This window comes from Reyranella massiliensis 521 (assembly GCF_000312425.1).
GTDB lineage: Bacteria > Pseudomonadota > Alphaproteobacteria > Reyranellales > Reyranellaceae > Reyranella > Reyranella massiliensis.
The window spans coordinates 746269-757867 of the sequence record NZ_HE997181.1; the positions used below are offsets into that span (position 1 = coordinate 746269).

Annotated in this window: 12 protein-coding genes; 5 read left to right on the top strand and 7 right to left on the bottom strand. The window is 66.4% G+C overall.

Annotated features, from left to right (window positions below; all coding sequences use genetic code 11):
- Positions 1–81 precede the first annotated feature (81 nt).
- On the bottom strand, positions 82–1323 hold the full coding sequence (locus BN60_RS03615; RefSeq protein ID WP_020694627.1) for a CinA family nicotinamide mononucleotide deamidase-related protein: 1242 nt from the start codon (positions 1321–1323) through the stop codon (positions 82–84).
- A gap of 64 nt (positions 1324–1387) precedes the next feature.
- On the opposite strand from BN60_RS03615, the gene BN60_RS03620 reads away from it, so the two are divergent.
- Complete coding sequence (locus BN60_RS03620; protein WP_020694628.1) at positions 1388–2107, top strand: ribonuclease activity regulator RraA; 720 nt, start codon at positions 1388–1390, stop codon at positions 2105–2107.
- Between the two features lie 9 nt (positions 2108–2116).
- Here BN60_RS03620 and BN60_RS03625 read toward each other — a convergent pair whose 3' ends face one another.
- Both BN60_RS03625 and selD read right to left on the bottom strand, forming a co-directional pair.
- Positions 2117–2512: an OsmC family protein gene (locus tag BN60_RS03625; protein WP_020694629.1), complete on the bottom strand. Its 396-nt coding sequence runs from the start codon at positions 2510–2512 to the stop codon at positions 2117–2119.
- 11 nt (positions 2513–2523) lie between these two features.
- On the bottom strand, positions 2524–4755 hold the full coding sequence (gene selD / locus BN60_RS03630) for a selenide, water dikinase SelD (RefSeq protein ID WP_020694630.1): 2232 nt from the start codon (positions 4753–4755) through the stop codon (positions 2524–2526).
- A 103-nt stretch (positions 4756–4858) separates the two neighbouring features.
- On the opposite strand from selD, the gene BN60_RS03635 reads away from it, so the two are divergent.
- A complete protein-coding gene (locus BN60_RS03635; protein WP_020694631.1) occupies positions 4859–6388 on the top strand; it encodes a hypothetical protein in 1530 nt (509 codons plus the stop codon).
- On the opposite strand, the gene BN60_RS03640 is transcribed toward BN60_RS03635, so the two are convergent.
- Positions 6385–7113, bottom strand: a complete 729-nt coding sequence (locus tag BN60_RS03640) for a hypothetical protein (RefSeq protein ID WP_020694632.1) — start codon at positions 7111–7113, stop codon at positions 6385–6387. The genes BN60_RS03635 and BN60_RS03640 overlap by 4 nt on opposite strands.
- A gap of 107 nt (positions 7114–7220) precedes the next feature.
- Between BN60_RS03640 and BN60_RS03645 the strand changes: the two genes are divergently transcribed.
- The 3 genes from BN60_RS03645 (at position 7221) to BN60_RS03655 (ending at position 9925) form a co-directional block, all read left to right on the top strand.
- On the top strand, positions 7221–8441 hold the full coding sequence (locus BN60_RS03645) for an MFS transporter (RefSeq protein WP_020694633.1): 1221 nt from the start codon (positions 7221–7223) through the stop codon (positions 8439–8441).
- A 140-nt stretch (positions 8442–8581) separates the two neighbouring features.
- Positions 8582–9145: an HNH endonuclease gene (locus tag BN60_RS03650; RefSeq protein WP_020694634.1), complete on the top strand. Its 564-nt coding sequence runs from the start codon at positions 8582–8584 to the stop codon at positions 9143–9145.
- 3 nt (positions 9146–9148) lie between these two features.
- Positions 9149–9925, top strand: coding sequence for an SDR family NAD(P)-dependent oxidoreductase (locus BN60_RS03655; RefSeq protein WP_020694635.1), 777 nt, complete (start codon positions 9149–9151; stop codon positions 9923–9925).
- On the opposite strand, the gene BN60_RS03660 is transcribed toward BN60_RS03655, so the two are convergent.
- The 3 genes from BN60_RS03660 to BN60_RS03670 are packed head-to-tail and all read right to left on the bottom strand — an operon-like array spanning position 9926 to position 11587.
- Positions 9926–10489, bottom strand: a complete 564-nt coding sequence (locus BN60_RS03660) for a demethoxyubiquinone hydroxylase family protein (RefSeq protein WP_020694636.1) — start codon at positions 10487–10489, stop codon at positions 9926–9928. It abuts the gene before it with no gap.
- A 2-nt stretch (positions 10490–10491) separates the two neighbouring features.
- A complete protein-coding gene (locus BN60_RS03665) occupies positions 10492–10995 on the bottom strand; it encodes a disulfide bond formation protein B (RefSeq protein WP_020694637.1) in 504 nt (167 codons plus the stop codon).
- Positions 10996–11005: 10 nt separating this feature from the next.
- Positions 11006–11587 (bottom strand): YqaA family protein, encoded by a 582-nt coding sequence (locus BN60_RS03670; RefSeq protein WP_020694638.1) that lies wholly within the window; start codon positions 11585–11587, stop codon positions 11006–11008.
- Positions 11588–11599: the final 12 nt, after the last annotated feature.

Sequence of the window (11599 nt, forward strand, 5' to 3'; positions counted from 1 at the left end):
CCGTGAAGGTGTGAGCTGCGCTGATCGCCGGCTGCGTCTGATACGGCAGGCGCAAGAGCGGCCGACGCTCTACACCGAGCGTCAACGCCGCTCGAAGTCGATCCGCTCGTCGACCGGCAGGCCGAGCAGGTGGCGGCGCAGGCAATCGAGGCCGAGCTCCGTCGCCCCGACGCGTACCCAGTCGCGCCCACCCAGCAGACGGGCCTGACGGGCAACCGTGCCGCCTGCGTCGGCGAGGCCAATGCAGATCGTGCCGCCGAGATCGGGCCGGTCGGCACCCTCGTCGAGATCGATCAGCACAGCCAGCGCATGGCTGGCGCCGCTCTTCTCGCGCAGGGTCCGGGCGGCCGAGGCGGCGGCTTCGGGCGTGACGCCCGTCGCTTCGAGTTCGCCGAGGTCGCGGGCAACGAGACCGCGCCGGAAGGCGCGTTCGGCGCCGGCGAGCGGGGCGAGGCGCGCCGCGAGATGGCCGCCGGTGAACATTTCCGCTGTCGCCAGCGAGGCGCCGCGTTCCAGCAACTTCGCGAGGATCACCCCTTCGAGCGTCTGCTCGTCCTCGGCAATGATGAAATTACCGAGGCGGCGGCGAACTTCCGCTTCGATGGGCGCAAGCCTGGCCGCCAGATCGGCTTCGTCCTCGCCACGGATGGCGAGCTTGGTTTCGAGCTGCGGGTAGTGCGCCTGGAAGCCGAGCTTGATGCCGCCGCCGTCCCTGAAGACCTCCATGTCGCCCAGCATCTGGTCGGCGCGCGATTCGCCGATGCCGAACGTGTGGAAGCGCTTGAGCCTGGCCACACCCTTGATGCCGCTCAGTGCCAACAGGCGCGGGATGACCTGTTCGTCGAGCATGCGGCGCATCTCGCGCGGTACGCCCGGCGTGAAGAAGAAACGAGCCTTGCCTATGGTCAGGGCAAAGCCGCAGGCCGTGCCGATGGGATTGTCGATGAACTCCGCGTTGGCCGGCAGCATCGCCTGCTTGCGGTTGTTGGGCGGCATGACCCGGCCGCGTCGCGCATAGGATTCTTCCATGCGCTGCAGCCAGTAGTCGCTCAGCACCAGGTCGACGCCGGCGGCTTGTGCCGCTACTTCCTGCGAGAGGTCGTCGACGGTGGGGCCCAGCCCGCCATTGACGATCACCGCATCGGCGCGCTCGCCGGCCTGGCGGAAGGCCTGCAGCAGGCTCTCCCGATCGTCGCCCACGGTGGTGCCCCAATGGACGCCGAGCCCGACATCGACGAGCCGCCGGGAGATGTGGCTGTAGTTGGTGTTGACGGTTTTGCCGGTGAGGATCTCGTCGCCGGTACAGAGGATTTCGACGCGCATTCGCGGGATTATCGGCTAACGTCGGCCAGAAATCGAGAGCAGGAAAATCGAGGGAGAGATCGCCATGACGTCGCTTTCATCCGATCTGCGCGAGGCGCTGGCCAAGGTGGGCACGTCGACGCTCACCGGTGTCCTGAACCGCCGGGGCTTGCGCAGCATGACACTCTACGACGTCTGGCCGATGCGCCCAGAACAACCGCGCATGGTCGGTCTGGCTTTCACCATGCGTTTCATTCCCTCGCGCGAGGACATGGACGGCCCGACCTCGACCAACCGGTCGCTGGTCCAGCCACAGGCCATGGAGGAATGCCCGCCGGGCTATGTGCTGATGATCGATTCCCGGGGCGATTCAAGGGCCGCCTCGGCCGGCGACCTCTATGTCGGCCGCCTGAAGGCGCGCGGCGCGGCCGGCATCGTCACCGATGGCGGCTTCCGCGATACCGACGGGGTGTTCAAGACGGGACTGCCGGCCTATCACCGCCGGCCGTCCTCGCCGCCGAGCCCGATTGCCCATCGGCCGGTCGATCTCAACCTGCCCATCGCCTGTGGCGGGGTCGCCGTTTATCCCGGCGACGTTATCGTGGGCGATCGCGATGCCGTCCTCGTCATTCCACCCGGCATCGTCGAAGCAGTGGCCGAGGAAGCGCTCAACACCTACCACTACGAAGAGTTCGCCGAGGCCGAGGTGGCGCGCGGCCGCTCGCTGAAGGGCCTGTTCCCCGTCGCCAGCGACGAGGCCAAGCGCGACTACGAGGCGTGGAAGAAGTGCGGCGGCAAAGGCTGAACTGCCACGTTAGGCCAGCTTCGTCAGGATCTCGAGCCCGGTCTTCAGGGTGAGGGTCACGGGCGTGCGCTCGGCGATATCGGCCATGCGCTTCTTCTGTTCCTCGTCGACGGCGCCTTCGATGGTGAGCACACGGTCGATCCGCTGCTTGTCGCCGTCGCGCGAAAAGTGGATGTCGGCGTGGACGGCCGTGACCGGCCACTTCTTGCGCTCGGCATACATGCGGAGCGTGATCACGGTGCAGGCGCCCAATGCCGACGTCAGCAGATCGTAGGGCGCGGGACCTGCATCCTTACCGCCGAGTTCGGCGCCTTCGTCGGCCTTGAGTTTGTGATGACCGCCGTGCCCGGTGGCGATGGTCGTCTCGTAGTTGGTCGTGCCGATGCTTGCCTTTGCATGCGCCATGGCTCGTCTCCCTAAACCAAGTGAATGAAAGATCGTTCCGCGGTACGCGCGCGCACCTCGCCGATCACGACGCCTTCGATCTTTCCTGCAGCTTCGGCCGGAACGGCTGCGAGCAGGCCGCCGGCCGTCTGCGGGTCGAACAGAAGCGGCAGCTTCGCATGGCTGGCCATACGGTCCATCCCGTCGATCAGATGACGCGCGCGCAAATTCTCTGGCTGCAGTGAACTCGCCAGACCCTGAGCGAACAGCTCCACGGCGCCGTCGAGGGCCGGGAGGGCATCGAGATGGAGATCGACTGAGACGTCGTCGCCGCGGCCGGTGGCGCGGATCATCTCGGCGAGATGGCCGGCAAGACCGAAGCCCGTGACGTCGGTGCAGGCATGGGCGCCGGCGGCAAGCAGTGCCGCTGCAGCCTCGTCCGAGGGCGTGCGCATGGAGGTGAGGGCGTCGGCGATCCAGCGGCCGCGCGCGGCGCCGCGCATGGCCGCCGCGAAGATCACGCCGGTGCCGAGCTTCTTGGTGAGGACCAGTTTGTCGCCCGGCCGCAGTCCACCCTTGCGCAAGGCTTTGGCGGCGACGATGAAGCCGTTCACCGAGAAGCCGAGTGCCGCTTCCGGTCCTTCGCCCGAATGGCCGCCGATGAGCGCACAGCCGGAACGATCGAGCACGCGGCGTGCGCCCGACAGCATCTGGAAGAGATCCTCCTCCATCAGCCGCTCGGCTGCAGCCGGTACGACCGCGAGCGCCAGTGCGCTGTGCGGCCTGGCGCCCATCGCCCAGACATCGCCCAGGGCGTGGACGGCGGCCACTTCACCGAAGGCGAAGGGATCGTCGACGAACGTTCGGAAGAAATCGACGGACTGCACCAGCGCCTGACCGGCCGGGACGTCGATCATCGCGGCATCGTCGGGCGCATCGAGGCCGATGGTGACGTTGGACACGGGCGACGGGGCGAGCCGACCCAGCACGCGCGTCAGGACGTTGGCGCCCACCTTGGCGCCGCAGCCGCCGCAACGCATGCCGATGTCGGCGAGAAGGCGTTTGGCCTCGGCATCGGCCAGGGCCGGATCGGGCGGTGCGTTGCGGGCGGCCATATCCATCGGGCCGGCCGGCGGCTCGCGGTACATGCGCATCCACTTGCGATCGATATGGTCCTTCCAGCGCCAGACCCAAGTCCCTTCGATGGCCCATCCGCTGCGCGTTGCGATCGCGCGGCCATCGCCCGTGCCCAGGATGGAGAGGTAGCGGCTTTGTGGCGTGAAGGGCTGTAGCGGCTGGCCGAGCAGGGCCCGGCGAAGATTGTCCGCCAACGGCGGACCCTGGCGCACGGCGAACACACCGGCTTTCGGCCGAGGATGGGCGGCCACGCTGGCGCAGTCTCCAACGGCGAAGATGCGCTCGTCGCCGGTCGAGCGCAGCGTCGGTTCGACGGCGAAAAAGCCACGCGGGTCGAGAGGGAGGCCGGTGTCGGCGAACCATTTGGCGGCGCTCGCTTCGGTAACGACGAAGGCTTCGTCGACGGCGACGCGCTCGCCGTTCGCCAGAAGGATCGCGCCGTCCTCGAGCCGGGTGGTCGCAACGTTCTCGATCAGGCGGATGCCGCGCTGGTGGAAGATCGCCCGAATCTTCCGCCGCGCTGCGACGGCCTGGCCCGACAGGATTTCGCCCTTGGTGACGAGGGTGACCGCGACCGCGGCATGGTGCGCGATGGCGCGCAGCCGATGATCGATCGCCAGCGCCAGCTCGACGCCGCCTGCGCCGCCGCCGATCACGGCGATGCGTAGCGAGCCCTGCCAGTCCTTCACGCGTTCGAGGAAGGCCAGCCAGCGGCGGCCAAGTTCGGCGATGGGTTTGACGGGTGTGGCGTGGTCGGCGGCGCCGGGGAGTGCCTCGACGCTGGGCGAGGAGCCGACGTCGACGGAGAGAAAATCGTAGGCGACCGGCGGGCGGTTCTTGAGCAGGATCTGCCGATTATTCCGGTCGATCCCGGTCGCCTCGGCGTGGATCAGTCGCGTGCCGGTCCAGGCGGCCAGCCGGGCGAGGTCGACATGACACTCGTCGAAGGAATAGTGGCCGGCGACGAAGCCCGGGATCATGCCGGAATAGGGGGTCTCGATGTCCCGCCCGATCAAGGTCAGCCGCACGCCCGGCATCGGCTTCATGGCGAAGCTCTTCAGGACATGGACATGGGCGTGGCCGCCGCCGACCAGCACGAGATCCTTGAGGAGGGGAGCGGCCTGCATCGTCTTTCCTATAACGTATTGGAATGGCCGCTGGTATGTCGGCAAATAATATTGTATATCAATATATTACGGAATTTCTTTCGAGTCGTCTTGGAGTTCCCCTATGGCCGTCACGTCTGGCCTCTCGGTTTCCCCCGATGTTCCCGAGGCCGGTACGGCTCTTGCCAGCTCGCGCTCCGCCTGGTCGCTGTCGTGGCCGATGGTCCTCGGCCTGTTCCTGTTCATCGGCCTCTTCAACGGCAGCGGCATGCCGTTGCTCAGCGATCCCGACACGCACTGGCATATCGCCGTGGGCAACTGGATGATGGCGCACGGCGCCGCGCCGACCGTCGATCCCTTCTCGTTCACGTTCCTCGGCCAGCCCTGGATCGCCAAGGAGTGGCTGTCGCAGCTCCTGATGGCGTCGGCGTTCAAGCTGGGCGGATGGGGAGGCGTTACGGCCTTGGCGGCCGGTGCCTTGGGCGTGAGCTTCGCGCTGATGATGCGGCTGGTCTTGCGCGACATCAAACCCGTGCCGGCTGCGCTGTTCACCATTGCCGCCATCGTGATGACGGCGCCGCACTTCGTGGCGCGGCCGCATGTGCTTGCCTTCCCGTTCATGCTGATCTGGGTGGCGGGCCTCGTGCGCGCCGTCGAGGAGCGTCGTGCTCCCGAGCCTCTGTTGCTGCTCGCCATGCTGCTGTGGGCCAATCTGCATGGCGGCTTCACGCTGGGACTGCTGCTCGCGGGCGCCTTCGCCCTCGAAGCCGTGATCGGCGCGCGCGATGCAGTCGAGCGCAAGACGCTCCTCGCCGGCTGGGCGAAGTTCGGCGCAGGGGCGCTGCTGGTGTCCTGCATCACGCCCTATGGCCCGGAGCCGATCCTGGTGACCCTGCGTATCTTCGGCATCGGCGACACGCTGGCGACGATTTCGGAATGGCGATCGCCGGACTTCCAGAAGCAACCGTTGCAGGAGCTGATCCTCCTGATTGCGCTCTATGCTGCCCTGTCGCGCGGATTGAAGCTGCCGCTGCTGCGCCTGCTGATCGTGCTCGGTCTCCTGCATCTCTACCTGCGCTACGCACGCAATGCCGAGCTGCTGGCGATGCTGGCGCCGCTCGCCATCGCGCCGCTGCTGGCGCGTCAGTGGCCGTCCCTCAGGCCCAACGCATCGGATGGTAAGGGCTCCTCGCTGGCGGCTCAGGCGGCGGCGCTGACGCAGCCTGCAGGTACCGCGGCCATTGCCGTTTCGGTCGTCTGCTGCACGCTCTTTGCCGCCTTCGTCGTTCGCCATGCGGCGATCGCGCCGCCGCCGCAGACCATGCCGTCGGTCGCGATGGCCTTCGCCAAACAGGCGGGCCTCACGGGTCGTGTGCTCAACCACTACAATTTCGGCGGCTACCTGATCCACGCGGGCGTGCCGACGTTCATCGACGGCCGCGGCGAACTCTACGGCGGCGACTTCATCAAGCGCTATTCCGAGATGGTGAGCCTGCGCAGCAACGATCCGCTCGATGAAGTGCTGGATCGCTATCGCATCGAGTGGACCTTGCTGCCGCCCGACCAGCCGGCCAACAAGCTGCTCGCGCGCCTGCCCGGCTGGCGCCAGGCCTATGCCGACGAGGCCGCCGTCATCTTCGTCCGCAGTCGCTAGGTCTTCAGCACGATCCAGGTGCAGTGGCCGATGGCACAGAGGCGGCCGCTTTCGGTGTAGAGCGCCGTGCCCGAGTAAAGCTTGCGGCCCTCGGCACCGATGCGCCAGCCGACTACAGCGCAGCGCTCGCCGACCTTCGGCCGGTCCAGTACCCTTGCGGTCATGCGGCCGGTGAGGGCGGGCCGCCAGTCGTCGGGATCCTGAGCGGCCCAGGCGCCGGGGCAGTCGAGGGCGCCCCACAGGAACTCGGGGCGGATAGCGCCGCTCGCGTCTGCATGGTTGGCATGTGGCACATAGCAGGAGAGGGAATAGCCGGGTTCCGGTCCCTGCGTGCCGAACACACGCAGGCCATCACCCTCGGCGCGACCACGACCGCAGACGATGCACCAATGGAAGTCGCTGTCCTCGGGGCTGCCGCCTTCTTCGCCACGTCGCATCACGTCGGCCCAGTCAGTGGGCGCTGGCGGCGGCGTGAGGTGATCGACCTTGCCGGCGCGCGCCTCGCAGATCAGCGTCTCGCTCTCGCGTAGCATGAGCGCATCGCCTTCGAGCGCGAGCTGCAGGCTGGTCTCGACCGGGATCGGCGCACGCAGCGTGATCTCGACGGCGCCGTCGCCGCCGAAGGCGCGCGTGAAGCGATCGGCCAGCACACCGCCAACATAACCGCCGTTGCCCGACAGGCGCGGGCCATTGAAGCCACGCTCGATGATGATCGTATTGTCCACGTTACTCCTCCGCGGCGCGGAACGTGGCGTGTGCATGCGGAGAATGCAAGCCTGCCGGTCGGCCAAGGTGACTTGCACACCATCAGGACCTCGTCGAGGTTGAGGCGATGAATCGGTTTGTGCCGTGGGCGCTCGTCGCGCTTTGCTTCGTCCTCGGCATTGCCAGTCGGTCGATTGGCGAAACCTTCGCTGTCTTTGTCCCGTCGATACAGCAAGCGTTCGACGCCAACCGTGGATCGGTGACACTGATCTACGGTTTCTCCCTGTTGCTCGGAGGTACGGCCGCCCCGATTGCCGGCTGGATCGCCGACCGCTTCGGCCTTCGCGTGCTGACGATGGTCGGCATGACAGCCGCGGCGCTGGCGACGGCCGGCGCGTCTCAGGCAACCAACGTCTGGCATCTCCATCTCGGCCTCGGCGTCGTAATGGGCTTCGGCAGTGCCGCGCTTTCCGGCGTGTTGAGCTCCACCTTGCTCGGCCGCTGGTTTCCGCCCAACCGGCTGGGTGTGGCAATCGGCGTCTCGTGGTCCGCGTCGGGTGTCGGTGCCATGGCGACCATTCCGATTGCCCAGCACTTGATTGCGACCGAGGGGTGGCGTGGCGCGTACCTCATTTTCGCTTGCGCGAGCGCGGTGTTCATCCCGCTCCTGATGTTCCTGCCGTGGCGACGCATCGAGCGGGGCGCGCTAGGACTTGTGCCCTTGCGTGCTGCCGGCGATGCCGGACCGACAGTTGGCGAAGCGCTGCGCGATTGGCCGTTCTGGGCGTTGACGGTGTCGTTCGGCCTCACCTCGATCGGAATCTTTTCGCTCGCCCCCCAGGTCATGATCTATCTCCTGGAGCGTGGCTTCGAGGGGGCCTACGCGGCCCAGGCATTGGCCGTCGCCGGGGTCCTGATGCCGCTCGGCATGGTCGGTTTCTCCTGGCTCGCTGATCGCGGTGGTCGGCGCCTTGCGGCATTGCTCGCTTATGGTTCGTCGATCGCAGGCGTTGGCGCGCTCGCGTTGGTGCGTGGACCGAGCGACGACCTCTGGCTGTGGCTGTATGTCCTGCTCTTTGGCGGCAGCATGGGCTCGCGTGGCCCCATGATCTCTACCCTCGCCACGCTGCGCTACCGCGGCGCTCATTTTGGCCGCATCTACGGCCTGATCAGCATGGGCATGGGCTTCGGCGGCTTCTTCGGCGCCTGGATCGGTGGCGTCCTGCATGATCTCACCGATGGTTACGCGGCGGTAATGGTACTGTCCGTTGCAGCCCTCGCGCTGGCCGCTGCCTCTCTGGGCTCGGAAGCGGGGGCCCGCGAGCGCCTCAGCCGCCCGAAGCCGTGACGGCGGGGTGATGCTTTCAAGGCATCTCGATGACTATCCCATCGACATGTTGTGTTTCCGGAAAAGCTTGCCACAATGCGCGGCATGGTCGATCGGATCGATTTTCCGAGTAGTCCCTCTCTGCGGCGGCGGGCCTAGCCGTGACGCCGGGCCTTGAGTCCTGCCATGCGCTGGTGCTCAACGCCGACTTTCGGCCTCTGTCGTACTTCCCTCTGTCGATCTGGTCCTGGCAGGATGCCGTCAAGGCGGTGTTCCTCGACCGCGTCAGCGTGATTTCCGAGTACGAACGCATGATCCACAGCCCGTCCTTCGAGATGCGGCTACCCAGCGTCATCGCCCTCAAGGAATATGTACCGGCGGCGCGCCGGCCGGCCTTCACGCGGTTCAACGTCTTCCTGCGCGACCGATTCACCTGCCAGTACTGCAACGGCGACTTCGCGACCAACGAACTCACCTTCGACCATGTCGTGCCGAAATCGCGCGGCGGCCGGACGAGCTGGAGCAACGTCGTCACTGCCTGCAGTCCGTGCAATCTTCTGAAGGGCAACCGGCTGTTGAGCGAGAGCGGTCTTGCGTTGCGTCGCGCGCCGGCCGAGCCCTCGACGCAGCTGCTGCAGGAGAATGGCCGCGGTTTTCCGCCGGGCTACCTGCACGAAAGCTGGCGCGACTTTCTTTACTGGGACAGCGAACTCGATCAGGGTTGAGACATGGCAGATCGAGTTGCGGGCAAGGTCGCGCTTGTCACGGGCGCGGCATCGGGATTGGGTAAAGCAACGGCAGAGCGTCTTGCGGAAGAGGGCGCAGCGGTCGTCATCGGTGACATCCGCGCGGAAGCCGCCAAGGAGGTTGGCGCTGCCATCTCCGCTCGAGGCCAACGCGCGCAGGCCATGAAGCTCGACGTCACCAGCGAAGCCGACTGGATCGCCGCTGTTGAGGCCACCGAGCTGGCCTTCGGCAAGCTCGACGTGCTGGTGAACAATGCCGGCACCGCCGACGGTACCTGGATTCACAAGCTCACTCTGGAGCGCTGGCGGCAGATCCACGCTATCAATCTCGACGGTGTCTTTCTCGGCATCAAGCATGGCGCCGAAGCGATGAAGCGGGCCGGTGGCGGTTCGATCGTCAACATCTCTTCGGTGGCCGGTATCGTCGGCATCGCCGAGGCGGCATCGGCCTATTGTTCGAGCAAGGGCGGCGTGACCCAGCTGACCAAGGCTACGGCACTGGAGTTCGCCCTACTCAAGACCAACATCCGCGTGAACTCCGTCCATCCGGGATACATGGATACGCCGATGCTGCAGGGCGTGATCGCCGCCTATCGCGAACCCGAGGAGGCCCGGGCGCGGCTGACGGCCAGCGAGCCGCTCGGCCGCCTGGGGGAACCGCGCGACATCGCGAATGCCGTGCTCTATCTCGCCAGCGACGAATCGAAGTTCGTCACGGGCGCGCAGATGGTGGTCGACGGCGGCTTTGCCGCGCGCTGATCAGATTCTTGTCGACAGCCAGATGGCCAGCCGCGAGCCGGCCTTGATCGCTCCCGTCAGCGCTTCGTAGGCGGGCGCCTGTTCGGCGCCGGAAGCCAGTGCCTCGTCGCGATGCTCCATCTCCTCTGCACGGAACTTCTCGACCGTGGACTTGAGGTCGGCCTCCTCGTCGCCGAGCTTGGCGGCCTGTCCGGCATAATGCTCTTCGATCGTCTCCTCGATGGCCACCGTGCAGGCCATGGCGGCCTTGTCGCCCATCAGCGCCGTGGCGGCCCCCAAGGCGAAGCCCGCGACGTTCCAGAGCGGCGACAGTGCGGTCGGCCGGACACGGCGTTCGACGAGGAGCCGGTCGAAGACCTTGTTGTGCTCGCGTTCCTGGCGCGCCATGTGGGCGATCTTGCGGCCGGCCTCGCTGTTGGCGCGGCCCGTCCAGCGCAGTGCCGCGAGCTGGCCCTCGTAGATGCGTACGGCGCCGAACTCGCCCGCCTGGTCGACACGGATCGTGCGCTCTACCAGGTCGCGGGCATCGGGATCGCCAGGATTGCGGATGTCGCCGGTTTTCATGTCTAGGACCTTGCCCGTCTGGAGATGCCCGAAGCGAGGACGATGGCCAACGCGGCGGAGAGGATGGCGTTCCAGCCCGCCATCGAGATCCCCGCCAGTTTCCAGGCAGGTTCGTCGCAACGGACCATCTTGGCGCCGAATAGATACTTTTTCAGTTCCTCCGGCGAAAGGCCGGTGGGAATGGTGCCCGAGCAGGCTTGAGGGCCGGCCCACCAGCGATATTCGACACCGGCGTGAAAGACACCGAGTGCCGACGTGGTGGCGATGGCCACGATCGCGACCAGCAGCAGACCCAGGGCGAGCCTTCGGTTCGAGGAGGCGGCGAAGGCGCCGAGGCCGGCGAGGATGGCCAGGATATGCGGCCAGCGCTGCCAGTGGCACATCTCGCAGGGCGCAAGTCCCATCCCGTACTGGAAGAAGAGTGCGCAGCCCAGCAGGAAGCCGCTGCCCAACGCCGCCAGCAGCCCGAGCAAGCTGGGAAGGGGCAGGCGTTGTAACGAAGCCATGGCGTGATCCCTAGAACATGTAGCGGAAGGCGACGAAGCCGCCGATCAGCGCAATCAGGAAAAGCCAGGTGAGCAGGGTCAGACGCTTCTCGATGAAAGTGCGGATCGGCTCGCCAAACTTCCACAGCAACGCTGCCACGAGGAAGAAGCGCGCGCCACGCGTCAAGATGGACGCCCACACGAAGGTGAAAAGATCGAAGTGTGCTGCGCCCGAGGCGATGGTCACCAGCTTGTAGGGAATGGGCGTCAGGCCCTTGATCAGGATGATCCAGGTTCCGTACTCGTCGAAGCCCGCGCGAAAGGCGGCGAGGCCCGACTGCAGGCCATAGGTCCTGACGACCCATTCGCCGATCGTTTCGAAGAAGTAGTAGCCGATTGTGTAGCCAAGCAGGCCGCCCAGCACGGAGCAGATGGTGCAGACCAGCGCGATCTGAAACGCCTTCTCGCGATTGGCCAATATCATTGGCACCAGCATCACGTCGGGCGGAATCGGAAAGAACGAACTCTCCATGAAGGAGACGGCGCCCATGGCGGGGATCGCATGGCGATGTCGGGCGAGGCGAATCACCCAGTCATAGAGGCTACGAATCATGCAGGCCGTTCC

Excerpts from the sequence above, each read along its gene's own strand:
- BN60_RS03665 (WP_020694637.1), bottom strand. The coding sequence starts at position 10,995 with ATGGCTTCGTTACAACGCCTGCCCCTTCCCAGCTTGCTCGGGCTGCTG.
- BN60_RS03660 (WP_020694636.1), bottom strand. The coding sequence starts at position 10,489 with ATGAAAACCGGCGACATCCGCAATCCTGGCGATCCCGATGCCCGCGAC.
- selD (WP_020694630.1), bottom strand. The coding sequence starts at position 4,755 with ATGCAGGCCGCTCCCCTCCTCAAGGATCTCGTGCTGGTCGGCGGCGGC.
- BN60_RS03615 (WP_020694627.1), bottom strand. The coding sequence starts at position 1,323 with ATGCGCGTCGAAATCCTCTGTACCGGCGACGAGATCCTCACCGGCAAA.
- BN60_RS03655 (WP_020694635.1), top strand. The coding sequence starts at position 9,149 with ATGGCAGATCGAGTTGCGGGCAAGGTCGCGCTTGTCACGGGCGCGGCA.
- BN60_RS03670 (WP_020694638.1), bottom strand. The coding sequence starts at position 11,587 with ATGATTCGTAGCCTCTATGACTGGGTGATTCGCCTCGCCCGACATCGC.
- BN60_RS03635 (WP_020694631.1), top strand. The coding sequence starts at position 4,859 with ATGGCCGTCACGTCTGGCCTCTCGGTTTCCCCCGATGTTCCCGAGGCC.
- BN60_RS03625 (WP_020694629.1), bottom strand. The coding sequence starts at position 2,512 with ATGGCGCATGCAAAGGCAAGCATCGGCACGACCAACTACGAGACGACC.
- BN60_RS03645 (WP_020694633.1), top strand. The coding sequence starts at position 7,221 with ATGAATCGGTTTGTGCCGTGGGCGCTCGTCGCGCTTTGCTTCGTCCTC.
- BN60_RS03620 (WP_020694628.1), top strand. The coding sequence starts at position 1,388 with ATGACGTCGCTTTCATCCGATCTGCGCGAGGCGCTGGCCAAGGTGGGC.